This window comes from Streptomyces sp. NPDC093510 (assembly GCF_040683555.1).
In the GTDB taxonomy this organism is placed as follows: domain Bacteria; phylum Actinomycetota; class Actinomycetes; order Streptomycetales; family Streptomycetaceae; genus Streptomyces.
Genome location: NZ_JBFBEE010000002.1, coordinates 146,250 through 171,007, shown reverse-complemented (window position 1 = coordinate 171,007; position 24,758 = coordinate 146,250). Strand labels below are relative to the sequence as shown.

27 protein-coding genes are annotated in these 24,758 nt (G+C 71.6%); 13 read left to right on the top strand and 14 right to left on the bottom strand.

Annotated features, from left to right (window positions below; genetic code table 11):
- Positions 1-7: 7 nt before the first annotated feature.
- Both AB0N81_RS03130 and cdgB read right to left on the bottom strand, forming a co-directional pair.
- Positions 8-1,009, bottom strand: coding sequence for a carbohydrate-binding protein (locus AB0N81_RS03130; protein WP_365355150.1), 1,002 nt, complete (start codon positions 1,007-1,009; stop codon positions 8-10).
- An 87-nt stretch (positions 1,010-1,096) separates the two neighbouring features.
- Positions 1,097-2,734, bottom strand: a complete 1,638-nt coding sequence (gene cdgB, locus AB0N81_RS03125) for a diguanylate cyclase CdgB (protein ID WP_365355148.1) — start codon at positions 2,732-2,734, stop codon at positions 1,097-1,099.
- 504 nt (positions 2,735-3,238) lie between these two features.
- Between cdgB and AB0N81_RS03120 the strand changes: the two genes are divergently transcribed.
- Positions 3,239-3,730, top strand: coding sequence for a flavin reductase family protein (locus tag AB0N81_RS03120; protein ID WP_365355660.1), 492 nt, complete (start codon positions 3,239-3,241; stop codon positions 3,728-3,730).
- 57 nt (positions 3,731-3,787) lie between these two features.
- On the opposite strand, the gene arfB is transcribed toward AB0N81_RS03120, so the two are convergent.
- Entirely contained in the window at positions 3,788-4,216 is a 429-nt protein-coding gene (arfB, locus tag AB0N81_RS03115; protein ID WP_365355146.1) for an alternative ribosome rescue aminoacyl-tRNA hydrolase ArfB, read from the bottom strand.
- A 219-nt stretch (positions 4,217-4,435) separates the two neighbouring features.
- On the opposite strand from arfB, the gene AB0N81_RS03110 reads away from it, so the two are divergent.
- Both AB0N81_RS03110 and AB0N81_RS03105 read left to right on the top strand, forming a co-directional pair.
- On the top strand, positions 4,436-5,011 hold the full coding sequence (locus tag AB0N81_RS03110; RefSeq protein WP_365355144.1) for a TerD family protein: 576 nt from the start codon (positions 4,436-4,438) through the stop codon (positions 5,009-5,011).
- Positions 5,012-5,169: 158 nt separating this feature from the next.
- Positions 5,170-5,547 carry a VOC family protein gene (locus tag AB0N81_RS03105; protein ID WP_365355142.1) on the top strand — a complete coding sequence of 126 codons (378 nt, stop codon included), beginning with the start codon at positions 5,170-5,172 and terminating at the stop codon, positions 5,545-5,547.
- A 28-nt stretch (positions 5,548-5,575) separates the two neighbouring features.
- Here the strand turns inward: AB0N81_RS03105 and AB0N81_RS03100 are convergent, their stop codons facing one another.
- Positions 5,576-6,103 carry a DUF6879 family protein gene (locus tag AB0N81_RS03100; protein WP_365355140.1) on the bottom strand — a complete coding sequence of 176 codons (528 nt, stop codon included), beginning with the start codon at positions 6,101-6,103 and terminating at the stop codon, positions 5,576-5,578.
- 164 nt (positions 6,104-6,267) lie between these two features.
- Positions 6,268-7,119, bottom strand: a complete 852-nt coding sequence (locus AB0N81_RS03095) for a helix-turn-helix transcriptional regulator (protein ID WP_365355138.1) — start codon at positions 7,117-7,119, stop codon at positions 6,268-6,270.
- 180 nt (positions 7,120-7,299) lie between these two features.
- On the opposite strand from AB0N81_RS03095, the gene AB0N81_RS03090 reads away from it, so the two are divergent.
- From AB0N81_RS03090 to AB0N81_RS03070, 5 genes are all read left to right on the top strand, one after another.
- The gene (locus AB0N81_RS03090) at positions 7,300-7,761 is read left to right on the top strand and encodes an ATP-binding protein (protein ID WP_365355136.1); all 462 of its coding nucleotides are present in this window, start codon (positions 7,300-7,302) and stop codon (positions 7,759-7,761) included.
- A gap of 30 nt (positions 7,762-7,791) precedes the next feature.
- On the top strand, positions 7,792-8,139 hold the full coding sequence (locus AB0N81_RS03085; protein ID WP_365355134.1) for a PadR family transcriptional regulator: 348 nt from the start codon (positions 7,792-7,794) through the stop codon (positions 8,137-8,139).
- Positions 8,136-9,209 (top strand): hypothetical protein, encoded by a 1,074-nt coding sequence (locus tag AB0N81_RS03080; protein ID WP_365355132.1) that lies wholly within the window; start codon positions 8,136-8,138, stop codon positions 9,207-9,209. Before AB0N81_RS03085 ends, AB0N81_RS03080 begins: the two co-directional genes overlap by 4 nt.
- Positions 9,210-9,340: 131 nt before the next feature.
- Positions 9,341-10,315 carry an NAD(P)-dependent alcohol dehydrogenase gene (locus AB0N81_RS03075; protein WP_365355130.1) on the top strand — a complete coding sequence of 325 codons (975 nt, stop codon included), beginning with the start codon at positions 9,341-9,343 and terminating at the stop codon, positions 10,313-10,315.
- Positions 10,316-10,325: 10 nt separating this feature from the next.
- Complete coding sequence (locus AB0N81_RS03070; protein ID WP_365355128.1) at positions 10,326-10,835, top strand: GNAT family N-acetyltransferase; 510 nt, start codon at positions 10,326-10,328, stop codon at positions 10,833-10,835.
- A gap of 74 nt (positions 10,836-10,909) precedes the next feature.
- Here AB0N81_RS03070 and AB0N81_RS03065 read toward each other — a convergent pair whose 3' ends face one another.
- From AB0N81_RS03065 to AB0N81_RS03045, 5 genes are all read right to left on the bottom strand, one after another.
- Entirely contained in the window at positions 10,910-12,337 is a 1,428-nt protein-coding gene (locus AB0N81_RS03065) for a M1 family metallopeptidase (protein ID WP_365355659.1), read from the bottom strand.
- A 101-nt stretch (positions 12,338-12,438) separates the two neighbouring features.
- Positions 12,439-13,569, bottom strand: coding sequence for a hypothetical protein (locus AB0N81_RS03060; protein WP_365355126.1), 1,131 nt, complete (start codon positions 13,567-13,569; stop codon positions 12,439-12,441).
- A gap of 16 nt (positions 13,570-13,585) precedes the next feature.
- On the bottom strand, positions 13,586-13,789 hold the full coding sequence (locus tag AB0N81_RS03055) for a hypothetical protein (RefSeq protein ID WP_365355124.1): 204 nt from the start codon (positions 13,787-13,789) through the stop codon (positions 13,586-13,588).
- 13 nt (positions 13,790-13,802) lie between these two features.
- The gene (locus AB0N81_RS03050; RefSeq protein WP_365355122.1) at positions 13,803-14,408 is read right to left on the bottom strand and encodes an ankyrin repeat domain-containing protein; all 606 of its coding nucleotides are present in this window, start codon (positions 14,406-14,408) and stop codon (positions 13,803-13,805) included.
- Positions 14,409-14,537: 129 nt separating this feature from the next.
- Positions 14,538-15,095, bottom strand: coding sequence for a heme-binding protein (locus tag AB0N81_RS03045; protein WP_365355120.1), 558 nt, complete (start codon positions 15,093-15,095; stop codon positions 14,538-14,540).
- 449 nt (positions 15,096-15,544) lie between these two features.
- On the opposite strand from AB0N81_RS03045, the gene AB0N81_RS03040 reads away from it, so the two are divergent.
- From AB0N81_RS03040 to AB0N81_RS03030, 3 genes are all read left to right on the top strand, one after another.
- A complete protein-coding gene (locus tag AB0N81_RS03040; protein ID WP_365355657.1) occupies positions 15,545-16,696 on the top strand; it encodes a sensor histidine kinase in 1,152 nt (383 codons plus the stop codon).
- The gene (locus AB0N81_RS03035) at positions 16,693-17,340 is read left to right on the top strand and encodes a response regulator transcription factor (RefSeq protein ID WP_365355118.1); all 648 of its coding nucleotides are present in this window, start codon (positions 16,693-16,695) and stop codon (positions 17,338-17,340) included. Before AB0N81_RS03040 ends, AB0N81_RS03035 begins: the two co-directional genes overlap by 4 nt.
- Before the next feature lie 66 nt (positions 17,341-17,406).
- Entirely contained in the window at positions 17,407-17,907 is a 501-nt protein-coding gene (locus AB0N81_RS03030) for a hypothetical protein (RefSeq protein ID WP_365355116.1), read from the top strand.
- Between the two features lie 958 nt (positions 17,908-18,865).
- Here AB0N81_RS03030 and AB0N81_RS03025 read toward each other — a convergent pair.
- Complete coding sequence (locus AB0N81_RS03025; protein WP_365355114.1) at positions 18,866-19,564, bottom strand: pentapeptide repeat-containing protein; 699 nt, start codon at positions 19,562-19,564, stop codon at positions 18,866-18,868.
- Positions 19,565-19,685: 121 nt separating this feature from the next.
- Here AB0N81_RS03025 and AB0N81_RS03020 point away from each other — a divergent pair, with 121 nt between their 5' ends.
- Positions 19,686-20,873 carry an NAD(P)-binding protein gene (locus tag AB0N81_RS03020; protein ID WP_365355112.1) on the top strand — a complete coding sequence of 396 codons (1,188 nt, stop codon included), beginning with the start codon at positions 19,686-19,688 and terminating at the stop codon, positions 20,871-20,873.
- Between the two features lie 197 nt (positions 20,874-21,070).
- Positions 21,071-22,372, top strand: coding sequence for a GNAT family N-acetyltransferase (locus AB0N81_RS03015; protein WP_365355656.1), 1,302 nt, complete (start codon positions 21,071-21,073; stop codon positions 22,370-22,372).
- Positions 22,373-22,396: 24 nt separating this feature from the next.
- Here the strand turns inward: AB0N81_RS03015 and AB0N81_RS03010 are convergent, their stop codons facing one another.
- The 3 genes from AB0N81_RS03010 to AB0N81_RS03000 all read right to left on the bottom strand — a co-directional run bounded on the left by AB0N81_RS03010 (position 22,397) and on the right by AB0N81_RS03000 (position 24,744).
- On the bottom strand, positions 22,397-22,888 hold the full coding sequence (locus AB0N81_RS03010) for a GNAT family N-acetyltransferase (RefSeq protein WP_365355110.1): 492 nt from the start codon (positions 22,886-22,888) through the stop codon (positions 22,397-22,399).
- Positions 22,889-22,931: 43 nt separating this feature from the next.
- Positions 22,932-23,816, bottom strand: coding sequence for an aminoglycoside phosphotransferase family protein (locus tag AB0N81_RS03005; RefSeq protein WP_365355654.1), 885 nt, complete (start codon positions 23,814-23,816; stop codon positions 22,932-22,934).
- Positions 23,817-23,910: 94 nt separating this feature from the next.
- Positions 23,911-24,744, bottom strand: a complete 834-nt coding sequence (locus AB0N81_RS03000; protein ID WP_365355108.1) for a thioredoxin domain-containing protein — start codon at positions 24,742-24,744, stop codon at positions 23,911-23,913.
- Positions 24,745-24,758 lie beyond the last annotated feature (14 nt).

Below are 24,758 nucleotides of genomic sequence, written 5' to 3'. Positions count from 1 at the left end.
CTGACGGCTAGTTGCCGCTGCCCGCCTCCTTGAGCCACATCTGGTCGATGTTCGCCCCGGACGTCCCGCACAGGTCGCTCTGGGCACAGGAGAGCGTCACCGTGTTGGTGCCCTTGGTGAGCTGGACCAGCGCCCAAGTGTGCGTCCAGCCCTTCTCCCAGTCGCCTTCGTCCGCGTGGGAGAAGTTCTCCATGTTCAGGGGGCGGGTCTGCTTGTTGCCGTTGACGAGGATCGTGGCGTTGGAGTCCTTGCCGGGCACGCCGTAGTTCACCCACAGCCTGTAGGCACCGGCCTTGGGGATGCCGTTGACCGTCCACGTCACCTGGGCGCCGACCTTGTCGAAGCCGGCCACGTAGACCCCGCCGGACGCCTTGGCGCCCTCGACGTCGGACGCCGTGGTCGTGCCGCCCTCCAGCTTCAGGGCCTTCGCGTCCGTCTTGGGCAGCTCGGCCGCCGGCTTCTCGGGCTTCTTGCTCGGCTTCTCGCTGGGCTTGACGGACTCGGCCTGCGTCGGCTTGCCGCCCGCCTCGCTGTCGCCGCCCTTGTCGTCACCGCCACGGCCGAAGATCATCGCGGCGCCGATGCCGATGGCGACGACGGCCACCACGGCGATGGCGGCGATCAGCAGTCCCTTCGTGTTGGGGCCACGCCCGCGCCCGCCGCCGTTGCCCGACTGCATGTGCTGCGTGACGGGGGCGCCGCCGGGCTGCGCCTCGGGGGCGGTGTAGTGGGCGTTCGGCCGGCCGTAGGCGGCCTGCTGGGCCTGCTGCGGCACCTGCTGGCCGTACGCCTGCTGGCCGCCGTAGGTCTGCTGCCCGTAGGTGGGGCGCCGGTCACCGACCGCTCTGACCTGGTTGTACGAGGACCGGGGACCCGGGTACCCGTAGCCGCCACCGCCGCTGGGCGGGGTCGCCCCGGCCGCCTGTCCGTCCTCGTACAGGTAGCCGAACGGATCGTCGTCGCCCTGCGGCGCGCTCGGCGTGTTCTCGCCGTTATTGCCGGGCGTCATTCCCAGGTCACTCCCTCACATCGCTGACGCGGGGAGCCTACCCGGTCCCAGTGGGCCAAAGGAGTGGCCTTGACCTCATCAGGCCCGCTACCCGGCCCGTCGGTGCTGCTTGGCACGCGACCGTTTCTCCACGTACATCCGCTGGTCAGCGGAGTGCAACACTTCGTCAGCCGACATCCCGCAGTGCGCCCAGCCGATGCCGAAACTGGCCCCTACACGGACCGCCCTCCCGTCGACCCGGATCGGCGGGATGATCGCGTTCCGCAGCCGGACGGCGAGGTCCTGGGCGTCGGCGCGGCCGAGGCCGTCGGCGAGCACGACGAACTCGTCGCCGCCGAGCCGCGCCACCGTGTCACCGTCCCGCACCCCGCTCGTGAGCCTTCGCGCGACCTCGATGAGGACGGCGTCACCGGTGTGGTGCCCGAACCGGTCATTGATCGACTTGAAGCCGTCGAGGTCGCAGAAGAGGACGGCAAGACCCTTCGCGCCGTCGTCCACATCGCCGTCGCCGCCCTGCGGGGCGACGGTGTGGACGTGCGGGTCGAAGCCCTCGTCCCGCTGGTGGGAGGCGTGCCCGAAGTCGAAGCCGTGTTCGTACGCGGCGTCGAGGGAGTCCACGGCGCTGGGCTGGCCCGCGTGCGGCCTGCGGCAGAGGCGGGAGCTGAGCCGGGCCCGCAGTTCGGCGGAGTTCGGCAGTCCGGTCAGCGAGTCGTGGCTGGCCCGGTGGGCGAGCTGCAGCTCGCGGCGCTTGCGCTCCTCGATGTCCTCGACGTGCGTGAGCAGGAAGCGGGGCCCGTCGGCGGCGTCGGCGACCACGGAGTTGCGCAGGCTCACCCACACATACGTCCCGTCGCGCCGTGCGAGCCGCAGCTCGGCGCGGCCGCCCTCGGCGGACGTGCGCAGGAGCGTCCCGATGTCCTCGGGGTGCACGAGATCCGAGAACGAGTAGCGCCGCATGGCGGAGGCGGGGCGGCCGAGGAGACGACAGAGCGCGTCATTCGTCCTGAGGATCCGGCCGTGCTGGTCGCCGCCCATCTCGGCGATGGCCATGCCGGAGGGCGCGTACTCGAAGGCCTGCCGGAAGCTCTCCTCGCTGGCCCGCAGCGCCTGCTGCTCCCGCTCCAGGCGGACCAGGGCGCGCTGCATGTTGGCCCTGAGCCGGGCGTTGCTGATCGCGATGGCGGCCTGGAACGCGTACATCTGCAGGGCTTCGCGGCCCCAGGCGCCGGGCCTGCGGCCGTTGCGGGGCCGGTCCACGGAGATCACGCCGAGCAGCTCGCCACCGGCCGCCCCCGTCGCGTACATGGGGGCGAAGAGACGGTCGGAGGGGTGCCACTCGTCCTCGAAGCGGGGCTCGGGCCCTTCCGTGTACCACTGCGGGACGTCGTCGTCGTCGAGGACCCAGCCCTCGGTGTACGAGATGAAGCGCAGCGCGCCCCAGGCCTCGCCCATGGCGAGGCGGCGCTCCCAGGCGTCACGGGAGCCGACACGTCCGGTGATGAGGGCCTCGGCGGAAGAGTTTCCCGCGAAGGCGGCGACGACGAGGTCGCCGTCCGGGCGCACGAGATTGACACACGCCAGTTCATAGCCAAGGCCGTTGACGACGCCGTCGGCGACGGTCTGCAGCGTGTCCGCCAGGCTCCGGGCCGTGTTCAGCTCCGCTACCACCTGGTGCAGCTGCCGCAGGGTCGCAAGACGGACGTACGGCTCCGACTCGGTCTCCATGCTCGTTCTCCCCGAGACCTCGACAGCAACTCCAGGATGCGCAGCGCCCGCAGTGTTCTTCGGTGTGGACCTCTGTTGGCGGTGGTCTTCCGTGACCTCGACCTTGTGCCTTTGTGCCCTCAGTGTCTTTCACTGTCTTCCAGTGTCCGATTGCCACCGTCACTGAATCACAGCGAGCTGCTCACTCGGTACACAGGGTCAACAAAATATGGGTCCTGTGACTCAAGTCACAGGTGAGAAGCCGCCGTTGGTCCAGTCCCTTGGACTAGTCCACTGCATCCCGCGGCACTGCGTGCCACCCTTTGCCGAGCGCGGGCGGGGCGGCTCGGCCATCGGTCCTAGGACCGGTCTGGGACCGGAGCCCGATGTTTCGGGCAGGGCGCACGGGCTAGCTTCGATCTCGTGGCTCACGTACTGAAGACTCTCCCGGCCCCGCCCGCCCCACGCCTTCCGTCACCGGATGGGCATGCTGATGGGGTGAGCAACGACGAGTTCCGCGCGGCGATGTCCCGGCTGGCCGCGGGCGTGGTCCTGGTGACGGCGCGCGAGCCCGGCCTGGACCCGGACGATCCGGCCGCGCCGGTGGGCGAGGACGTGGGCATGACCGCCACGGCCTTCCTCTCCGTCTCCCTCGACCCGCCCCTGGTCATGGTGAGCCTGCGCGAGGGCTCCCGCATGGACGACCTGCTCGCCGAGCAGCCGCTGTGGGGGGTGTCGGTCCTCGCGGAGAGCCAGCGGCACATCGCGGGCCGCTTCGCGATGAAGGGCCGGATCAGCGACCGGCTGCTCTTCGAGGACATCCCCTACGTACGGGGTGCGGCGTCGGACGCCCCACTCGTCGGTGGCGCGCTGTCGACGCTGGAGTGCCGTACGGAGCAGACGGTGACCGCGGGCGACCACACGCTGGTGATCGGCCGCGTCCTGACGGCGTCGCTCCCCAGTGGGGAGGGCGGCCCCTTGCTGTACTTCCGCGGCCGCTACCGCCAGCTGGGCTAGCGTCCTGTCAGGGGGCGCCCCTGAGGGGCACGGGTGCGCCCCTGAGAGGCGCGGGCGTCAGCCCCAGCCCTGCCCCGAGCGCCCCCGCTTGGTCTCACTGCGCTGCTTCTTGTTGCGCAGGCGCCGTTCGTTGATCCCGCGAGGAATCTTCGTGGCGCGGCGCGGCTTGGGCGGCGGGGCGGTGGCCTCCGCGAGCAGGGACGCGAGCCGCGTGGCGGCCATCTCCCTGTTCCGCCACTGGGAGCGGTGCTCGCTCGCCCGTACGCTGACGACGCCATCGACGAGCCGGGACGCGAGCCGCTCCAGGGCGCGCTGCTTCCACACGTCGGGGAACGCGTCGGTGTTCGCGAGGTCGAACCGCAGCTCGACCTGCGAGTCGCTGGTGTTGACGTGCTGCCCGCCCGGCCCCGACGACCGCGAGAAACGCCACATGAGCTCCGCCTCGGGCAGGGAGACGGAGCCACGGATGACATAGGGACCGGACATGCCTCCATGGTCCCGCGCCTGACAAGCCCACGTCACGCGCTTTTCCCGCTGTCGTGTTTCCCGCTGTCGTGCGTGCCCCCGACAGAGGTACGTAAAGAAAGTAAAGCCAAGCGGAACCTTGGGGACCCCGGTCGACGTTGGTACCAGTGAAGTAGCTTCGTCCCCAGTACGAAGCACATACGCACTGTGCGTACGTAACGAGGGAAGGGACTCCCAACAATGGCAGTAAGCCTGTCCAAGGGTGGCAACGTCTCGCTCACCAAGGAGGCTCCGGGCCTGACCGCCGTCACCGTGGGCCTCGGCTGGGACGTCCGCACCACCACTGGCACCGACTTCGACCTGGACGCCTCCGCGATCGCGGTGAACCCCCAGGGCAAGGTCTTCTCGGACCAGCACTTCGTCTTCTTCAACAACAAGGCGACGCCGGACCAGACCATCGTCCACACCGGTGACAACGTCACGGGTGAGGGCGAGGGCGACGACGAGCAGATCAACGTGAACCTCGCGGGTCTGCCGGCCGACATCGAGAAGATCGTCTTCCCGGTCTCGATCTACGACGCCGAGAACCGCTCGCAGAACTTCGGCCAGGTACGGAACGCCTTCATCCGCATCCTCAACCAGGCCGGCGGTGCGGAGATCGCGCGCTACGACCTCTCCGAGGACGCCGCCACCGAGACCGCCATGGTCTTCGGCGAGCTGTACCGCAACGGCGCGGAGTGGAAGTTCCGCGCCGTCGGCCAGGGCTACGCCTCGGGCCTGGTCGGCATCGCGCAGGACTTCGGCGTGAACGTCTGACGTGACTGTCTGACGCGACCGTCCGACCGGCTGACGCCGATCGACACGGAGGGCCCCGGCGACAACACCGCCGGGGCCCTCCGGCGTCCACCCACGGCGCACCGCTCTGCCCTACGGCGTGCACCCACGACACGCCCCGCTGCCCTACCCTCTCCGCCATGATCGCCGAACTGCAATGCGTGGTCCTGGACTGCCCCGACCCCCCGGCCCTGGCGGAGTTCTACCGCACGCTCCTGGGCGGCACGGTGAACCACCCGGACCCCCGCTGGTCCACCAGCCCCGACTGGACGACCCTGCACACCCCCACGGGCCAGGTCCTCACCTTCCAACGAGCCCGCGACCACGTCCCACCACGCTGGCAGGACCCCACGTCCCCGCAACAGTTCCACCTGGACCTCCAGGTCCCGGACCTGGACGCGGCCCGCCCCCAGGTCCTGGCAGCAGGCGCAACGCTCCTGGACGAGGAGACCGGCGGCACGAGCTGGCACGTCTACGCGGACCCGGCGGGGCATCCGTTCTGCTTGGTCCGCCACTGAGCCGGGTCGCGTCCGGTCCCCTGGTCCCTCAGGACGGCTTGAATTGCTCATGCGGTACGGCCCGTTCCCACACCGCTTCGAAGGCCGCCGAGCACAGCCGCGCGACGGCCGGGTCAGTGGTCCGCTCCTCGTCCCCTTCCGGCGAGAGTTCTCCCTCTCCGGTGAAATGAAGGAACACGACGAGACGGCCGTCGAACAGCCAGAAGTCGTTCCCGGGGAGAGCGACATCCGATGCCCGACGTCGCGGCAACCACCGCACCTGCTCTCCCGCCGCGACGTTTCCGGCCGTCACATGGTGCTCGAAACGGATGTAGTCCGTGACCGGCTCGGAAACGATCCGTGCGCGGCGCACCACGACTCCGCGTCCGGTGGTCTCCCGCATCAGCGCAAGCCAGGCACTGGTCTCTTGGTCCAGGTACCGGGAGGTCTCACGTGCGCCGTCCCGCCATGAGATGTACTCCGGGTCGGACTGCATGTAGCCGTCCCGCATCTCCAGGTGTACGGCAGACCGCTCGGCCAGTCGGAACAGCTCAACGAACGTGGGTTCCTCCGCCACCGTTCACCTCCGGGAAAGACTGCAGATCGAGGTCGAGGCGGAACGTCCTTCTCGCGGCATCGGCGGTGTACAGCGACGGAGCCCGGGCCCTGATTCAGGCCGAGCTGCGGGCGGTCTCATGGGGGCGCCGGGACTTCTGCCACTGCATGAGGCATCCACACCGTTCACAGCTCACTCGCGACGCGGTGAAGCAGTCGCCGGGATTCACGTTCACTCAATGACGCACGCTCCGCGACGTCGAGCAGGTTTCCGAACCTATTGAGTTGGACCTCGTCGATAATGGAGACGCCTCCCACGGGGCTGTCCAAGTGGACAGTGTCCAGCTGCGGAACCACGCCCCCTGCGTACAGCAGCGACTGATCCACCTCGATGAAGTCCTCGCACGTGAACGGGATGACCCGGAGCTTCACCGTCGGCCAGTGTGATACCTCTGCCAGGTAGTCCAGTTGCCCCTTGGCGACCTTGCGGCCTCCGAACCGCATACGCAGTGCGGCCTCGTGGATAAGCGCCACAAACGAAGGGGGCGCCTCGCGCTCGAAGATGCTCCGGCGCTTGAGCCGGAAATCTACGCGTCCGTCCACCTCGTCGTCGGGAAGCACAGAGGCTCGGCTGGTGTGGATCGCCCGGACGTATTCCTCGGTCTGGAAGATGCCCGGCATGGTCACGATCTGAACGCTGCGCAGGTACGACGCGTGGTGCTCCAGCTCCGCGATGTCCAGGAACCCGGGCCCGAGTACCTCGCGATAGTCCTCCCACCAACCCTTGACCCGCTCCTCAGCCATGGCGCAAAGGGCGTCGACCAGCCTCTTGTCGGAGGCCGAGTAGATTTCCGCCAGTCGCCTCACCCGCTCCGCGCTGACACCCCAGCGTCCTGCTTCGATATGGCTGATCTGCGCCTGGTTACCGCCGAGCCGCGCGCCCGCCTCACGCGCGGCCATCCCTGCCGCTTCGCGGAGCTTGCGCAACTCGGCGCCCAGTCGCGCCTGGCGCACGGTGGGTCTGCTCCTCGGTGGCATCCGTCCCCCTCCTTGTCGAGCGGGCCAAGTCTGCCGCGTACCCGCGTGCCCGTGCGACCGGCCCACTCACACGAGTGAAAGTGACGGCACATCCATGTGCCGTCACATACATGTGCCCTAGGGTCACCGACGGCTAGGCACACGCACGCCAGTGATCCCGCAGAGCAGGAGTCAACAGGCATGGAACCCCCACCCGACACCCCGCAGACGTACCACCTCACCACCCCCAACAGCCCCCTCTCCCCCAAGATCTGCCGGGACACAGTCGCCCTCCTTCTCTCCCTCACCGGCAGGGGCGAGCTCGTCGACACCGCCCGCACCCTCGTCTCCGAAGTCGTCACCAACGCCGTCATGCACACCAAGTCCCCGACCATCGGCATGGAAGCGGTCGTCCTGGTGGACGGCGGGGTACGGGTCGCCGTGTACGACGACTGCCGCGCCGAACCTCTCGCCGCCTTCGACGTGTCGAGGGACCGCGAGCACGGGCGCGGGCTGTTTCTCGTTCAGGCGCTCGCCCACGAGTGGGGCACGGCCCCTGCGCCGCGCCGGTTCCGCACGGGCGGCAAGCACGTGTGGTTCGAGTTGCGGCGGCAGGAGCCGGAAAGCGAGATGTACAGGTCCGCGACTATTATGGATACTTGAATAGTCCGACGGACCGAAGAGAGGGGACCCGTGGCCGTATCGAATGCCGCCTGGACCCGTGCCGCGCTGCCCCTCTGTCTGCTCGGGGTTCTCGATGGTGAGGAGAAGAGTTACGGATACGCCCTGCTCAGTCGGCTCGGTGAGGTCGGGCTCGGTGGGGTCAAGGCCGCGACTCTCTACCCCGCCCTCGCGCGGCTCGAAGAAGAAGGGGCCGTCGAGGTCGAGTGGGGCGCGGGGGACGGCGGGCCCGGGCGGAAGTACTACCGGATCACTGAGGAGGGGCGGGCGAGGCTGCGGCGTGACCAGGCCGCCTGGGGGGCGTTCTCCCGGACCGTCGACTCGCTCCTCCCGGCGCAGGAGAAGGGGGACGAGGAATGAGCAAGTCGACCGCGCCCGAGGTCAGTTGGGAGCGCGAAGAGGACGAGAAGTGGGCCGCTACCGTCCACGTGCGGCTCGCACTCGACGAGGACGTGCCCGTCGGGTTCGCCGAGGAGATACTCGCCGAGGCCCATCAGCTGGTGGAGGAGGCCGGGCAACCCGCCCTCGACGTGTTCGGGGACCCCACCGCGTACGCCCGTACCGTCGCCGCCGAACGCGTCAGCGAGCGCTACCGGGCCCAGATCGACACGCGCGGCATGCTTCCCGCCGAGCGCATCACCGCCTCCGTCGGATCGCTCGGGTTCCTCTGGGCCGCCGTCTTCGGCCTGTTCTGGATCCAGGACGGGCTGTGGGCCGGCGTCGACCGGTCCTCGGTCGCCGCGTACGCGGGAATCGTCCTGGCCGCGACGCTCGGGTGCGTCGCCTTCACCGCCCGCGCCGCCGGGCGCCTCCGCGGCATGTGGATCTTCCTCGCCGGAGCCGCCGCCGCCCTCGTGGCCGGCATCGCCTGCGCCACGGCCCTGCCCGACGAAGAGCTGTTCCGCGTACCCGCCCCGGTGCTCATGCTGTTCGGCGCCGCGTGGGCCGTCGGCGCCTATCTGCTCCCCGACGACCCCATCAACCGCTGGTTCACGCCGGCCCGCCCGGACGGCGGCCCCGACGACCAGCAGTGGCTGGCCCGGCTGGAGGGTCTCTTGCGCGGCCGGCACGGCATGACGGCCGGTGAAGCCCGCGGGCACGTACGGGAAGCGCGGCAGCATCTCGCCGCCGCCCCGCAGGACGGGCACGCCGAGGACGTCTTCGGCGACGTGGAGATCTACGCCCTGCGCCTCTCCGAAGGCCCGCGCAGGGCCCAGCGCATCACGCGGCAGAAGCTCTACGGCGCCCTGGCCTCGTCGCTGCTCTTCGGAGTACTCACCGTCGACATGCTGCTCGACCCGCAGGAGCGGTCCTCCGGGTGGGTCGCCTGCTTCGTGGGCGCGTTCGGCTGCGCGGCGTGGGGCGCGGTCAGCGAGTGGCGCACCCTTCGCAAGCAGCGGGCGCAGCAGCAGGGGGAGGAGCGGGCGTGACGACCGGGCCCGACTCTTCAGCGTGAGTCTCTGGGCGGGGGTCGACTCTTCGGCGTGAGTCTCTGGGCAGGGGCCGGGGCCGGCGGGATGCTGAGGGAGCCGTGCTCGGCCCGACCGGGGAGGAACCCGCTGTGAAGGCCATCGTGCAGGACGTCTACGGCTCCACGGACACGCTGGAGCTGCGGGACGTCGACCGCCCCGAACCCGCCCCCGACGAGGTGCTGGTACGCGTGTACGCCGCCGGGGTCGGCCCGGACGTCCGGCACCTGATGACGGGCCTTCCCCTCCTGGTCCGGCTCGGCTTCGGGCTCCGCAGGCCCGCGCATCCCGTCCGGGGCTGGGACGGCGCCGGGCGGGTCGAGGCGGTCGGCGCGAACGTGACCGGGCTGCGGCGCGGCGACGCCGTCTACGGGCATTTCGACGGCTCCTTCGCCGAGTACGCGCGCGCCAGGCCCGCCCGCATCGCCCCCAAGCCCGAGACCCTCACCTTCGAGCAGGCCGCCGCCCTCCCGGTCTCCGGCGTCACCGCCCTACGGGCCCTGCGCAGCAAGGCGGTTGTGCGGAAGGGGCAGAAAGTCCTGGTCATCGGTGCTTCCGGCGGAGTGGGCAGCCTGGCCGTCCAGCTCGCCGCCGCCCACGGCGCGCACGTCGTCGGCGTCTGCGGAACCGGCGCGGCCGCCTTCGTCCGCTCCCTTGGCGCCGACGACGTCGTCGACTACACGCACACGGAGATCACCGACAGCGCCCGCCGCTACGACATCGTCCTCGACGCCGCCGGCAACCGCCCCCTCCCCCTGCTGCGCCGCGCCCTCACCCCGGACGGCACCCTCGTCCACATCGGCGGCGAGGGCGGCAGCCGCTGGGTCGGCGACATCGGCACCCAGGTCAGGATGGCGCTGCTGACCCGGTTCGCCCGCCAGAACCTGCTCGGGCTCCTGGCGGCCGTGCGGCGGGAGGACCTGTTGACCCTCAACAGCCTGGTCGAGAAGGGTGACGTCACGCCGGTCGTCGACAGCACGTATCCCCTGGCGGAGGCCCCGGCCGCCGTACGACACCTGGAGAAGGGCCATCCACGGGGCAAGGTCGTCCTGGTCGTGACGCCGTAGCCTGCCCCGCATGATCCTCGAACCGCTCACCGCCGTCGACGGCGCCCTGCCCGGTCACGTCCTCACCGAGGTGACCGCGCTGTACGCGTCGAACCGTGAGTTCTTCGCGCTCAGCGGCGACTTCCCCGACCCGGACGACATCCGCGTCGAGCAGGTCGCGAAGGCCCTCGCGGACGAGCTCGCCCTGCCGGGCGCCGACGTGCTCCTCGCCCGCTCACGCGGACGGCTCGTGGGCATCGCGCTCACCCTCGACCAGCACCCCGACCCGACGGACCCGGACCCGTGGATCGGCCTGCTGATGGTCGACGCGGGCGTGCAACGCACGGGCTTGGGGAGGGAATTGGTGGCGCTCGTCGAGGAGCGGTTCCGCAGCGCCGGCCGCGACGCCGCGCGTCTCGCGGTCCTGGAGAACAATCCGAAGGCGCTGCGCTTCTGGACGGCGCTCGGCTACCTCGTCATCGGCCACCGCGAGGACCGCGCCCGCCACCGCCCGTGCGCGGTCCTGCGCAAGCGGCTCTGAACGGCCCGGACACCCTGACCGGTCCTCACTCCGGACACCCTGACCGGGCCTCAGTCCGACACCCTGACCGGGCCTCAGGGGCGGTCGGGCTTTCCGTCGCCGTACAGCCAGTCCCCCCAGATCCGGCTGACCTTCTCCCGCGCCTCGTCGCCGCCCGCGTGCTTCTCGACGTACTCCGTGAAGTCCTTGGTGTCCGCGTTCTTGTGCCGGTACGTCTTCGCCCAGCCCTGCACGATGTCGTAGAACGCGTCGTCGCCGACCGCCTGGCGGATCTTGTGGATGACCATGGCGCCGCGCTCGTAGACGGGCGGGTCGGAGATGGTCGCGGCGTCCGTGGGCTTGGCGGGCGGGAAGTCCCAGATCGCTTCGTTGTCCTCCTCGTCCTCGTAGTAGTCGCCTTCGTAGAGCGCGTCGAAGATGTCCTGCGCGCTGTCCCCGTCGTTGTCCTCCTGGTAGAGCCACTCCGCGTACGTCGCGAAGCCCTCGTTGAGCCACATGTCCTGCCACGACTTGGGCGTGACGGAGTTGCCGAACCACTGGTGGGCCAGCTCGTGGACGAGGAGTCCGGTCTCGGGGGCGCCGGGGAAGACGGGCCGGGTCTGGGTCTCCAGGGCGTAGCCCGCGTCGTCCTCGCGGTCGACGATGGCACCGGCCGAGGAGAAGGGGTAGGGCCCGAAGTTGTACTCCGCCCACTCGACGACGTCCGGGATCTTCGCGAGGACCTTCTCGCTCGCCTTGGCCTGCGAGGGGTCGACGGCCGTGATGACCGTCAGGCCGTCCTCGGTCGACGACGTCTCCATCTCGTACTTGCCGACGGCCACGGTCGCCAAGTAGCTCGCCATCGGTTCGGCGCTGTGCCAGGCGAAGGTGGTCCGGCCGTTCCTCGTCGACTCACGGGTCAACTCCCCGTTGGAGACGGCCTTCAGGCCCTTGGGAACGGTGATCTCTATGTCGTACGAGGCCTTGTCGCTCGGGTGGTGGTTGCCGGGGAACCACGCCATGGAGCCGGCCGGCTCGCCGAGCGCGAGCGTGCCGTCGTCCGTCTTGAGCCAGCCCTCCTCCGCGCCGTCCTTGTCGGTGATGGTCTCCGGGGCGCCGGAGTAGCGGACCGTCGCGCGGAACGTCTCGCCCCGGTCGAGGTCGTCGGCCGGGCGGACCCTCAGCTCCTGGCCTGCGCGCTGGAAGCGGGCGGCCTTGCCCTCGACGGTGATGTCGGAGACGTCGAGGCCCTTCAGGTCGAGGTTGAAGGAGCTCAGGTTCTTGGTGGCGCGGGCAGTGATCTCGGCGGTCCCTGTGAGGTGCCCGGAGCCGGGGTCGTAGCCGAGGGTCAGGCCGTAGTGCGCCACGTCGTAGCCGCCGTTGCCCAGCTTGGGGAAGTACGGGTCGCGCACGCCGTCGGCGCCCGGCGTGCCGTCGACGCCCACGCCGCTGCAGGCACTGACGGTCGCGAGCAGGGCGAGGGAACAGGTGACGGTGGCGGCTCGGACGGCCGGAGATCGCAGGTCCACGCCGGTGATCTTATGCGGCAATTGTTCGGGACGGGATCGATATGGGGCCCGGCGGCCGGGCCCGCGTGGCGCCGGGCGACGGCCGGAGTGCCCGTTCAGAGCACCGCGATCCCCAACGGCCGCTCGCCCGCCGGGAGTCGGCGCACCGACCCGTCCTCCGTGTCGACGACGGAGATCCCGTTCCAGTGGCCGTCGCGGGTGAAGCCGCCCGTGACGTACGCGGTACGGCCGTCCTCCGACACGGCGACGTCCTCGTGCGGGCCGTCCAGCGGAACCACCCGCTCCGCCCCGTCCTTCGTCCGCACGGTCAGCGAGGGCCCTTCGTCGGCGTCCGGGTCGATGGGCCCGGTGCCGACCGCGAAGAGCGTGCCGTCGTCGGTGACCGTCACGCCGTGCTGGTGTGTGTCGGCGGTCATCTTCTCCACCTCGTACTCGCCGGTGCGCGGATCGAGTACGACGAGCTTCTCGCCCTCGAAGGGCAGCAGAAGCCGTCCGTCGGAGGGCCGCACGGCCGTGTAGTGCGGCTTCAGCCAGGAACCGAGACCGCCCTCCGTCCCGTAGGGGGCGACTTCCATGCGGCGCGGCTTCAGCGAGTCGGCGCGTACGGCGGTCACGTCGAAGGAATCGTGGCCGGTGGCGTAGACCTCCCTGCCGTCCTTCGACACGTCGACGTCGAAGGGCCGCCGCCCGACGGGAACGGTGTCGGTCACCTCACGCGCACGCGTGTCGACCACCTCCAACACCCCGTCCTGGCCAGGCACATTGACGCCCACGTACACGTGCTCGCCGTCCGGCGCGAGGGCGATGCCCATGCCGCCGCCCCGGTACTCACCCGTCGTCACCGGACCGGTCTCCGTCTCGTACGGGATGCGGTCGACGCGCTCCCGCTTCTCCGTGTCGACGACGGCGACGCCCTCGGCGGTGGCCACCCAGGCGCGTCCGTCGTCCCCCACGGTGAGCCCGTAGGGGGCCGTGCCGACCTTCACCGATGCGATCGGGCCCTTCTCCGGGTCGACGAATGTGACGGTGTCGGAGCCGAAGTCGGCGACCAGGAGGGTGCCTTCGGGAGTCTCGGTGCGGGCAGGGAGGGGGGCGGTTGGGGCGGCGGTCGAGGTGGCGGTCGGGGTGGCGGTACGGCGGGCGGGCTCCCGGTCGGACGAGGCGGAGCCGTCCGCCTCCGAGGCGCACCCGGCCAGCAGGGCGGCGGTCAAAAGGGCCGCGGACAACAGCGCCGTAGGCGCCCTACCGGTACCGGCGGCCACGGCACGCCGAGGCCCCCTCCTGCCCGCCCTTCCGCTCCACCTCCTGCCCGCCCTTCCGCTCCACCTCCTGCCCGCCCTTCCGCTCCACCTCCTGCCCGCCCTTCCGCTCCACCTCCGGGTCGCCCTTCCGCTCCACCTCCGGGTCGCCCTTCCGCTCCACCTCCGGGTCGCCCTTCCGCTCCACCTCCGGGTCGGCCTCACGACGCGGCCCTCCGCAGCAGCTCCGCGATCTCCGTGAAGCCGCGCCGCTCCGCGTGCGCGAGCGGGGTGACGCCGTCCCGGTCGGCGAGGTCCGGCGTCGCGCCCGCGGCGAGCAGCAGCTCCACGACCTCCTGGTGCGCGCGGCCCCCGGCACCGAGGATCACGGCCTCCAGCAGGGCGGTCCAGCCGAGGTCGTTGACATGGTCGACGTCGATGTCCGTGACGCGCAGGACCTCCCGTACGTAGGGGACATGACCGCGCTCCGAGGCGGGGATCACGGAGATCCCGCCGAAGCGGTTGCGCAGCTTCAGATCGGGCCCCGCGGGCAGCAGGACGCGCAGCATGGCGACGCTGCCCGTCACGCCGGTGACCAGCCAGGGGCTGTCGGAGCGGTGGTCCTGCGCGTCGACGTCGGCGCCCGCGGCGACCAGCACGCGGGCGGTCTCGACGTGATCGCCGAGGGCCGCGAGCAGCAGCGGTGAGCGCAGCTCGGTGTCGCGGGCCTCGACGCGGGCTCCGGCGTCGAGGGCGGCGGCCGCCTCCGCGGCGTCCCCGGCCCGCGCGGCGTCGAGCAGCCGCTGGTCGGCAGCGGTGGTGTTCATGCCGTATCTCCTCGTCGTACGGGCCCCCGCGCGGACGGGCGCGGGGACCGGGAACAGCCGCGGCACGCGCGGCGCCATGCGGTTCAGCGTGCTCAGCGTGCTCAGCGGTTTTTCTTGGGGGGGGTGGGTTCAGCGGCCGAGCGTCGCCACGCCCGCCTTGGCGAACTTCTCGTCCAGGTCGCCGCTCGGGGCGCCCGCGACACCGATGCCCGCGACGGGCGCACCCTTGGCCGTGACCGGCGCACCGCCCGCGAGGAACAGGGTGCCGGGGATGTCCTTCAGGTTCGGGGCCTGCTCCAGGCGCTTGGTCAGCTCGGAGGTGGGCGCGTTCCAGGAGACGGCGGTGTACGCCTTCTTCACGGCGGACTCGGGGGACTGCGGGCCCGCGCCGTCGCCGCGCAGCTCGACGATGGTGTTGCCGTTGCGGTCGACGACGGCGACGGAGACGCGCTGGTTCTCCTTCTTCGCGGCGTCGAGGGTGGCCTGGGCGGCCTTGGTTGCGGCGGCGACGGTCAGGTGTGTCGACTGCGTGAGGTTCTTGTTGCCCGCGTCGGCGGTGACGGCGGCCTTCGAGGCGGCGTCCGGCGTGCCGGCGGTGGCGGAGACGGCACCGAAGGTACCGGCGCCGAGGACGGCGGCGGTGGCGGCGACGGTGAGGACGCGGGTGCGGCGGGAGAGCTTCTGCATCGGGGGCTCCTAGGGGTGAGGAGAGGTGAGGTGAGGGTGAGGGGGATCTCGTGTTCCTGTCCCTCTGCCATCAATCCTCCGGCCGCGTCCGGGCCCGGCCCCTCCACGTACCGGCTCGCTGCCGCGCGCGACTCGGCCGACACCAGGGTCAACCGATCGGTTGACCCTCCCGTGGCCCCACCGGGTCACAATGAGGGTGTTTGCCCAGTTCAGAGGCGGCAGCAGAGACGGCAGTACGAAAGGGAGGCGCCCCAGTGGCAGAGCACAGGCAGGGCCCCGCCCCCCGAACGCCGGACGCCGAACCCCGAACGCCGGACCCCGATCCCCGGACGCCGGACCCCGCCCCCCGGACGCCGAACCCCGAACCTCGGACGCCGGACCCCGACGCCCGGACGCCGGACCCCGATCCCCGGACGCCGGACCCGGACGCCCGCTGGCTCGCGGCCGTCATGCACACGGCGTTCTTCCTGCTCCTGGGTTCCTCGCTGACCCGCTTCCTGATGCGGCACCCCGGCGAACCGCGCACGCCGTGGATCATCGCGCTCTCGGTCTCCCTCGCCCTCCTCTACGTCCTCGGCCCCGTCATCGGCCCCGTCATCGGCGCCCGCCCCACCGCGCCGCGCCGCCTCGCCTGGCTGATCCTCGTCGTGGCCGTCTGGGTCGTGCTCGTCATCCTCGCGCCGAGCTTCGCCTGGTGCGCGGTGCCGCTCTTCTACACCGGACTCCGTACGCTGCCGCCGCGCGCCGCCCTGTTCCTCGTGACCGTCCTGACCGCGTTCGTGGTCGTCGCCCAGTTGCAGCTCGCGGGCCAGTTCGACCCGAACCTGCTGCTCGCGCCGCCCGCCTGGGCAGCCGTGGCCACCGCCGTCTTCATCTACATGCAGCGTCAGGGGGTCCGCCAGCGCGAACTCATCGACGACCTCATCCGCACCCGCCGCGAACTGGCCGCCACCGAGCGCCGCGAAGGCACGCTCGCCGAGCGCCAACGCCTGTCCATGGAGATCCACGACACCCTCGCGCAGGGCCTGTCCAGCCAGCAGATGCTGCTGCAGGCCGCCGACCGCGTCTGGGACACCGACCCGGCGAAGGCCCGCACCCACGTCCGTACCGCCGAGTCGATCACCGAACGCGGCCTCGCCGAGGCCCGCCGCTTCGTGCACGACCTGGCGCCCGCCGACCTCGCGGACGGCGGCGGTGTGGCGCAGGCGCTGCGGGCGCTCGCGGAACGCGAGTCCGACGCGGGCCTCACCGTCCGCTTCCACGCCGAGGGGACACCGGTACCGCTGCCGGACCGGGTCAGCTCGGCTCTCCTCCGTATCGCGCAGGGCGCACTGGCGAACGTACGCGAACACGCGGACGCCACCACCGCGGCGCTCACCCTCACCCTCCTCGACGACCAGGTGGTCCTGGACGTCGCGGACGACGGCCGCGGCTTCACACCGCCGCCCGCCCGTCCCGACTCGCCGGCAGGTGTACGAGGACACGGCCTGCCCGCGATCCGTGCGCGGGCCGGCCAGCTCGGCGGCACACTGACGATCGAGTCGGCGCCGGGTGAGGGCGCGGTCCTCTCCGTATCGATCCCGTTGGAGCTCCCGTCATGAAGACCGCACCGCCGCCCCGCCCCGTCCGCCTGCTGGTCTGCGACGACCACGTCGTCGTACGCGCCGGACTGCTCGCCCTGCTCGGCAGCGCGCCCGACATCGAAGTGGTCGGCGAGGCGGGCACCGGCGAAGAAGCGGTCGCGCTCGCCGCGAAACTCTCACCCGACGTCGTCCTGATGGACCTGCAGCTGGGCGAGGGCATCGACGGCGTGGAAGCGACCCGCCGCATCACGTCGTCCACACCCCCCGCCCCCCATGTCCTCGTCCTGACCACCTACGACACCGACGCGGACATCACCCGCGCCATCGAGGCCGGCGCGACGGGCTACCTCCTCAAGGCGGAACGCCCCGAGGAGCTCTTCTCCGCGATCCACGCCGCGTCCCAGGGCCGCACCACGCTCTCTCCCCCGGTCGCCTCCCGCGTCATGGCCCGCATGCGCGCCCCGCACCCCACGCTCACCGACCGCGAACGCGACATCCTCGGCCAGCTCTCCCAAGGCCTCGGCAACCGGGAGATCGCCCGCGCCCTCTTCATCAGCGAGGCCACGGTGAAGACGCATCTGGGCCGGATCTACGACAAGCTGGGCGTGGACACGCGAGCGGGAGCGGTAGCCCAGGCCAAAGAACAACGCCTCCTCCCCTGACACCCCTCGCCCCTCTCCCGTCCCCTCCCGTCCCCTCCCGTCCCACCTCCATGACACCATCGACCCGTGCTCGACATCGGCTACGCGCTCTCCCGCCGCTTCCCTGACCCCGCCCAGCTGGACTACAGCCGGGCGGACGTCCATACCCTCCGCCACGACCTGTTCTGCGGGGACGTGTACCTGGCGGACACGAAGGCGGACCGGGAACTGTCCACAGCCTGGGGATGGGTGCCCGTCCTCGACTTCGCGTGGGCGCTGTGCGACATCGTGGAGACGCTCGACCAGGACCCCCTCGGCAGCCGGGCCTCCCGCCCCCAGTACGCGGAGCTCGACTTCACCGAGTCGACGGACCGCATGCTGTTCACCCGGCGCTTCGGCTGGGTCGACATCGAGGCGGACTGGATGGACCCGGAGGAGCCTCCGCTGACCTTCTCCCACGCGGAGCTCCGGCGTGAGGCCCGCGACTTCCTCCACGACCTCGTGGCGGACCTGACCGACCTCCACGACTCCCTGTCCGACAACCCCACGCTCTGGACCCTCCTCTCCCGCTTCCCCCGAACCCCGTAACGAAGCCCCCAGCCCGCAGCTCCGCGCCGGATACCCCCACCCTCCTCTTGCCCCGCACCGCCAGCGAGGCAGGAGCGGGCAGACATATCGCCCCCCGCGCGCCCCCGGCGAGAGCAAAAACCCCAAGCCCGCCGCTCCGCGGCGGATACTCCCCACCCACCCACCCGTTTACCCCGCAACGCCAAGCGGGAGTAGGGGCGGCGCGTGAGCTTGGGCCCACGGCCACCGCCCAGCGCGAGCAGGGGCGACGGGCGGACTTGAGCCCACAGCCACCCGCCCAGCAGGAGTAGGGGCGGCGCGTGAGCTTTGGCCCACGGCCACCGCCCAGCGGGAGCAGGGGCGGCAGGTGGACTTGGGCCCACAGCCACCACCCAGCGGGAGCAGGGGCGGCGGGCGGACTTGAGCCCACAGCCACCACCCAGCGGGAGCAGGGGCGGCGGGCGGACTTGAGCCCAGCACACGCACCCGAGGGAACGTGCGGAGCTGGGGCTGGGCGCAGGAGGCCGGCCCCACCGGGCGGCAGCCGCGAAACCGGCCGAGGGGCGGTGGAGGCCGGGCGTCGGCAGCCCCCACCGGCCAGCAGCCGCACGCGCACCCGAGGGCCGTGGAGACCGGAGCGCATGCACCCCCACCGGCCGGCAGCCGCACGCGCACCCGAGGGCCGTGGGGACCGGGGCCCATGCACCCCCACCGGGCCGCAGCCGCGCAACCGGCCGGAGGGGACGTGGGGGTATGTGCGCACGGAGCACCGAGCACACTCTGGCGTCTTTGGACTTGAGGCGTGACGCAGGGATAGCGAGTACGTACATACCCCCACGGCCCCGCCCCACAGACGCACAGCAGGCGACGGCAAGCGACCACGCGCAGACCCGCGAGCACGCACACACACGCCCACGCCCCACGGCACGCCCCACAGCCACACAGCAGGCGAGCCCCGCACCAAGGGAGACCCCGCCCCCTACTCCCCCACCCCAGCCACCCGAACCCCCACCTGCGCCGCGAACGCCGGCGCCAAGTCGAAGAGTTGCTCCGGGCTGATCACCGCCCCCGCCAGGCACTCGATCCCCCGCGCAACCTCCAGCTCCCCCACCCCCCGCAGATCCACGTCCGTCATCCGAACCCCCGTAAAGTCCACCCCCCGCACCACACACCCCCGAAACTCCACCCGCTCCAACGAAGCCGCCCCGAAGTCCGGCTCCACCAGCACGCACTCCTCGAAGATCACATCCCGCAACCGCGCCTTCCGCAGGTTCAGGTAGTCGATCTTCCCGCCCCGCACCACAACCCGCTCCAGCACGCCCCCGTGCAACTGCACGCCCCCGAGCCGCGCGTCGACCACCTCGACGTCCCGCAACGACGCCTCCGCGAGATCCGTCCCCACCCCGCGCAGCTCCGTCAGCACGGAGTCGACGAACCGCGCCCGCGCCAACCGCGTCTCGCCGACCGCGCACCCCACCACCGCCGAGTCCATGAACAGCGCCCCGGCCCCGTCCTGCCCCCCAAGGTCCAAGTCACGGAACTCGACCCCGTCGTAGTCCCCGTCGGGCTCCAGACCGCCCCCCTCGAACGCCCGCAGCGCGGGCAACCTCACCTCGGCCCGCCGAGCCGCCTTGACCACCCGTGCCGTCTTCGCCTTCGCTACCGCCCTCTGCGCCATACCCCCATCGTGCCCGCGCCCACTGACAACGCCCCGATGTCACATCCGGACCACCCCGAACCGTCCAAGAGGTGAAACGAGACGACCAACCACCGACCACCGACCCCAAGGAGCGCCCCCCATGCCCACCCCCAACCTCACCGTCATCGGCGGCGGCTTCGCCGGCCTCACCGCGGCCATCAGCGCCGCAGAGGCGGGCGCCCGAGTGACCCTGCGCGAGTCCCACCACACCCTCGGCGGCCGCGCCCGCACCGCCGAAGGCACGTACAAGACGAACGAGGGCCCGCACGCCCTCTACAACGGCGGCCCCCACTGGGCCTGGCTCAAGCAGCGCAACCTCATCGGCCCGCTCGCCCCCCTCCCACCCCTCGAAGGCGCCCGCCTGCGCCTGCACCACCGCGGCGCACTGCGCCGTACGCCACCTTTCGCCATGCTCAAGCTGCTGCGCCGCAGGCCCGAACAGGCGCCGGTGGACCGCGACTTCATGTCGTGGGCGACGGAACAGGTCGGCGAGGAGGGAGCCCGCGCCGCCGCGCACTACATCGCCGTGGCCACCTTCCACCACGACCCCGGCTCGCTCTCCGCCCGCTTCGTGCAGGAGCGCCTGCGCCGCGCCACCAAGCTGCCCCCGGAGGCGCACTACCCGCGCGGCGGCTGGGGCTCGGTCATCGACCGCATGGCCGCGCTCGCCTGGAACATGGGTGTCCGCACGGAGACGCTGGACCGCGTCGACAGCCTGTCCGACCTCGGCCTCCCCCAGGACGGCCCGGTCGTCGTCGCGACGTCCCTCGACGCGGCCCGGCGCCTCCTCGGCGACGATTCGCTGCGCTGGGAGAGCGGCCGCACCACGCTCGTCGACGTGGCGTTCCATTCCCGCAGGGGCGACGCCTTCGTGGTCTCCGACCTGGACCGGACGGGCTGGGTCGAACGTTTCACCGCGCAGGACCCCACACTCGCCCCCGAGGGCGAACAGCTCGTACAGGCGCAGATCCCCCTGTCCCCCGAGGAGACGAAGGCCGACGGCGTGGCCCGCGCCGAGCACCTTCTCGACCTGGGTTGTCCGGGCTGGCGGGAACGTCTGACGTGGCGCCGCGCCTCGGTCGCGAACGGCCGTACGGGCGCGCTGGACCTCCCCGGCACCACCTGGCGGGACCGTCCCGCGATCGACCGCGGCGACGGCGTCTACCTGGCGGGCGACCAGGTGGCGGCTCCGGGGCTGCTGTCCGAGGTGTCGTTCAACAGCGCCGTGGAGGCGGTGTCGCTCGCGCTGGCCAAGTCGTCGCTCGACCTCAGGTCCACTCCGAACTGAACAACCGAACAGCCAAACAACCGGACAACCGAACAGCCGAACAACAGCAACCGCCCCACCAAAACCGGCGGCGCCCCCCGCGGGCCCCGAGGGCCGCCCCGGCACCAGCACCCCCACCCCCACCCCCCGTCTCCCACCTCCGCCCAAAAATCCGGGTGCCCGCCCCCGCTCCGGGAACTACCGTCCGTTATATGGGTATGGAATCCGTCCAGTTCCGCGACATCCCCGCGGCGGGGATCGACCGCGCGCTCTCCCTCGCCTACCTCGTCTTCCACGAGACCCCGGAGGAGGAGAAGCGCAAGCACCACCACGAGCTGCTGCTCGACTGCGTCCGCATCGGTGCGTACGAGGACGGCGAACTGGTCGGGTTCGTCGCCGCGTTCCCCTTCACCGTGTCCGTGCCGGGCGGCGAACTGCCCTGCCCCTGCCTGACATTCGTGTCCGTGGCGCCGACCCACCGCCGACGCGGCGTGCTCTCCGGGATGCTGGCGGAACTGTTCGCGCGGGCGGTGGCGGACGGCTCGCCGATCGCGTCCCTGTGGGCGTCGGAGGATGCGATCTACGGACGGTTCGGCTTCGGCCCGGCCACCCACGGCCACACCGTGGAGATCGACTCCCGGCGCCCGCTGGCCCTGCGCATCACCCCGGACGACCGCCCGCTGCGCCTCGTGGACCCGGCCGACGCGCCCGGCCTGCTCGGGGCGTACTACGACCGCACACGCACCGAGCGCGCAGGCCGCATAGCCCGCGGCGAGGCGTGGTGGCGCGAGGAGTGGCTGGTGACGGAGGACGAGGAGGACGACGAGCTGTCCCCGCCCCGAGTCGTCGTCCTCGGCGCCACCGGTGCCCCCGGCGCCACCGGCGCCCCCAACAGCCCCAGCGACAACGCCACCCTGCCCAACACCACCGCCACCACCAACACCACCACCATCGCCGGCTACGCCATCTACCGCACCAAGACCCGCGACGACGCCCCCGGCCTCGTCCGCCTGGACGAGCTGGAGGCGGACACCCCGGCCGCCGCGGCCGCGCTCTGGCGATACCTCGCGTCGATCGACCTGACGGGCCTGGTCCGCGCCTGGGGCCGCCCCGTGGACGACCCGCTGCACCTGTTCGCCGCCGACCGCGACCAGGTCCGCGTCACGGGCGACTTCCCCGCCCTGTGGCTCCGCCTCGTCGACGTACGCAAGGCGCTGGAGTCCCGTTCGTGGGCGGCCCCGGTGGACGTGGTCCTCGACGTGCGGGACGACCGCCTCCCGGCCAACGCGGGCCGCCACCGCCTGACGGCGTCCCCCGACGGCTGTACGTACGAACCGACGGACGCCCCCGCGGACCTCACCCTCGACGTCCGCGACCTGGCGGCCTGCTACCTGGGCGGTACGAAGGCCGACGCCCTGGTCCGCGCGGGCCTGGCGACGGAGCACACACCGGGCACGGTCGCGGCACTGGACGCGGCCCTGCACACACCCTTGCTGCCACACACAGTGGACGAGTTCTGAAGGGACAGGCCAGGCGGCCGGGCCCTATGAGCCTGAGCCTGAGCCTGAGCCCAGCGCGGTGAGCGCGTCATCGGTCAGCCGGTACACGGTCCACTCGTCCTGGGGCCGCGCCCCCAGCGCCCGGTAGAAGTTGATCGACGGCTCGTTCCAGTCGAGTACGGACCATTCGAGCCGCTCGTAGCCACGCTCCACGCAGATCCGCGCGAGCTCGGCGAGGAGCGCCTTGCCGTGCCCGCCGCCGCGCGCCTCGGGGCGTACGTACAGGTCCTCCAGATAAATTCCATGCACGCCACGCCACGTGGAAAAATTCAAGAACCAGAGCGAGAAGCCCACCACGTCACCGGACGTGTCGTCCTCCGCGATGTGCGCGAACGCGGCGGGGCGCTCGCCGAAGAGCGCCTCGCGCAGCTGCTCCTCGGTCGCCTTCGCCTCGTCGGGCGCCTTCTCGTACGCGGCGAGATCGCGGACCAGGGCGTGGATGACGGGGACGTCGTCGGGCGTGGCGGTACGAATCATGGAGGCAGCAAGCCACGCCCCGCACCCCGAGTGCAACGCCGTCTCACCGTCCGAGCAGCCGCCGCGCGATGTCCATGTCGTCGGCCACCATCGGCCGCCCGTCCTGGGCCTCCCAGATCGCGTTCTGCAGCACCCGGCCGAGCGTCCAGGCGCGCGCCCGCTCCCGGTCGAGGCCGAGGACCTCCGTCATCGCGTCGAACCGCCACAGCACCTCGTCCGGCTCGAACCGGTTGTCGAGGGCGGGCCACAGGTCGAAGCCGGGGTCCCCGGCGAGCGGCTTCGGGTCGATGGCGAGCCACGGCTCGCGGTCGCTCGCCAGGACGTTCTCGAAGTGGAGGTCCCAGTGCAGCATCCGGTCACCGGCCTCGCCCATGACCTCGCGCACCGCGCCCCCGCACCGCTCGACGAGCGCCCGCTCGCCCGGGTCGGCGATCGACTTCAGGGTCCCGGGCAGGTCGTCGACCATCTCGGCCGCGATGTCGCCGAGCGTACGCATCCCCGCGGGGGCGGGCATCGCGGTGAGCCGGGCGAGGAGTTCGGCGAGGACGAGGACGGCCTTGCGGGTGTCGGTCACCGTCGACAGCATCCGCCCCGAGTCGAGGCGTTCGAGCAGCATCGTGCCGGTGGCGCCGTCGTGATCGAGGAGGCGCACGGCCCCGTCCCCGTCCCACATGCGCAGCGCGACCGGCTCGCCCTCGGTCTCCTCGTCCAGGAGCTGGAACTTGACCGCGGCGGGCGTGCCGTCGGCGCGCACCACGGGCAGTACGAGCGCGGCCATGCCGTGCATCGGGTCGCCGTCGACGGTCAGGTCCCAGCGGTCGACGAACTCCCGGACGCGTGCGGGGAGCGCGGCGATGAAGGCGCGCCCCGGCCCCCCCGCGTACAGGTGCTGCGACTCGACCAGCTCGTCCGGAATGCGAATGTCGATCACGCCCGGGACCCTACCGACGTACCCGCGCGGCCCGCACGCGGATTTTCCCCCCGCCCCCGCCTCCGCCCCACCCCCACCCCCACGGCCGGTGTCAGGAAATGCCCGCCGCCTTGAGCTCCTTCGCGAAGCCGGCCTGCTCGTAGAGGCCGGCGCCCCCGGACTTCTTCCCGTCGATGAAGACGGTCGGTGTGCCCTGCATGCCGTCGTCGCTGAAGGAGTCCATCGCCTCGCCGACCCACTTCTTGTACGTCCCGTTGGTGACCGCCTTGTCGAAGGCGCCGCCGCGCAGCCCGTCGACCTTGTCGGCGATCTTCAGCAGGAACGCCGGGGTGTAGGCGTCGTCCGTCTCCTCCTCCGCCTGGTTGGCGAAGACGGCGGCGTGGAACTGCGGGAACCTGCCCGCCTCCACGGACGCCCGCAGCGCGTTCGCCGCGTTCACCGAGCCGCTGCCGCCGAGGTTCTTGTCGAGGAACGAGGCGATCGTGTACTCGACCTTCACCTTGCCGTCGGCCACCGGCTTCACCAGCGCCTGTGCCCCGCCGTCCTCGAACTTCTTGCAGAACGGGCAGCGCGGGTCCTCGTACACCTTGACCGTATGCTTGGCCTTCGGATCACCGACGGTGATGACGCCGCCCTTCACCGAGGCGTGCACACCGGCGAGTTGGGCACTGGCCGCCGGGGGAGCCTTCGCCTCCGGGGCGTCGGATTCCGGGGCGTCGGAGTCCGGGGACTCCGCGCCGGACGACGACGCGGGCTTGTCGCTGAGGGCACCGCCCTTGCCGCCGCCCTTGCCGTTGTCGTCGTCGGGACCACAGGCGGACGCGGCCACCCCGATCAGCGCCGCCGCTGCCACCGCGGCGGCGACGCTCCCGGTCTTGCGCCCGGCTTTGCGTCCGGCCGTGCGTCCGGCCTTGTGTACGGCCATGAGTTGAGCCCTCC

Coding starts and splice junctions, on each gene's coding strand:
- AB0N81_RS03130 (WP_365355150.1), bottom strand. CDS start 1,009: ATGACGCCCGGCAATAACGGCGAGAACACGCCGAGCGCGCCGCAGGGC.
- cdgB (WP_365355148.1), bottom strand. CDS start 2,734: ATGGAGACCGAGTCGGAGCCGTACGTCCGTCTTGCGACCCTGCGGCAG.
- AB0N81_RS03120 (WP_365355660.1), top strand. CDS start 3,239: ATGTCCCGGCTGGCCGCGGGCGTGGTCCTGGTGACGGCGCGCGAGCCC.
- arfB (WP_365355146.1), bottom strand. CDS start 4,216: ATGTCCGGTCCCTATGTCATCCGTGGCTCCGTCTCCCTGCCCGAGGCG.
- AB0N81_RS03110 (WP_365355144.1), top strand. CDS start 4,436: ATGGCAGTAAGCCTGTCCAAGGGTGGCAACGTCTCGCTCACCAAGGAG.
- AB0N81_RS03105 (WP_365355142.1), top strand. CDS start 5,170: ATGATCGCCGAACTGCAATGCGTGGTCCTGGACTGCCCCGACCCCCCG.
- AB0N81_RS03095 (WP_365355138.1), bottom strand. CDS start 7,119: ATGCCACCGAGGAGCAGACCCACCGTGCGCCAGGCGCGACTGGGCGCC.
- AB0N81_RS03090 (WP_365355136.1), top strand. CDS start 7,300: ATGGAACCCCCACCCGACACCCCGCAGACGTACCACCTCACCACCCCC.
- AB0N81_RS03080 (WP_365355132.1), top strand. CDS start 8,136: ATGAGCAAGTCGACCGCGCCCGAGGTCAGTTGGGAGCGCGAAGAGGAC.
- AB0N81_RS03070 (WP_365355128.1), top strand. CDS start 10,326: ATGATCCTCGAACCGCTCACCGCCGTCGACGGCGCCCTGCCCGGTCAC.
- AB0N81_RS03050 (WP_365355122.1), bottom strand. CDS start 14,408: ATGAACACCACCGCTGCCGACCAGCGGCTGCTCGACGCCGCGCGGGCC.
- AB0N81_RS03045 (WP_365355120.1), bottom strand. CDS start 15,095: ATGCAGAAGCTCTCCCGCCGCACCCGCGTCCTCACCGTCGCCGCCACC.
- AB0N81_RS03040 (WP_365355657.1), top strand. CDS start 15,545: ATGCACACGGCGTTCTTCCTGCTCCTGGGTTCCTCGCTGACCCGCTTC.
- AB0N81_RS03035 (WP_365355118.1), top strand. CDS start 16,693: ATGAAGACCGCACCGCCGCCCCGCCCCGTCCGCCTGCTGGTCTGCGAC.
- AB0N81_RS03025 (WP_365355114.1), bottom strand. CDS start 19,564: ATGGCGCAGAGGGCGGTAGCGAAGGCGAAGACGGCACGGGTGGTCAAG.
- AB0N81_RS03020 (WP_365355112.1), top strand. CDS start 19,686: ATGCCCACCCCCAACCTCACCGTCATCGGCGGCGGCTTCGCCGGCCTC.
- AB0N81_RS03015 (WP_365355656.1), top strand. CDS start 21,071: ATGGAATCCGTCCAGTTCCGCGACATCCCCGCGGCGGGGATCGACCGC.
- AB0N81_RS03010 (WP_365355110.1), bottom strand. CDS start 22,888: ATGATTCGTACCGCCACGCCCGACGACGTCCCCGTCATCCACGCCCTG.
- AB0N81_RS03000 (WP_365355108.1), bottom strand. CDS start 24,744: ATGGCCGTACACAAGGCCGGACGCACGGCCGGACGCAAAGCCGGGCGC.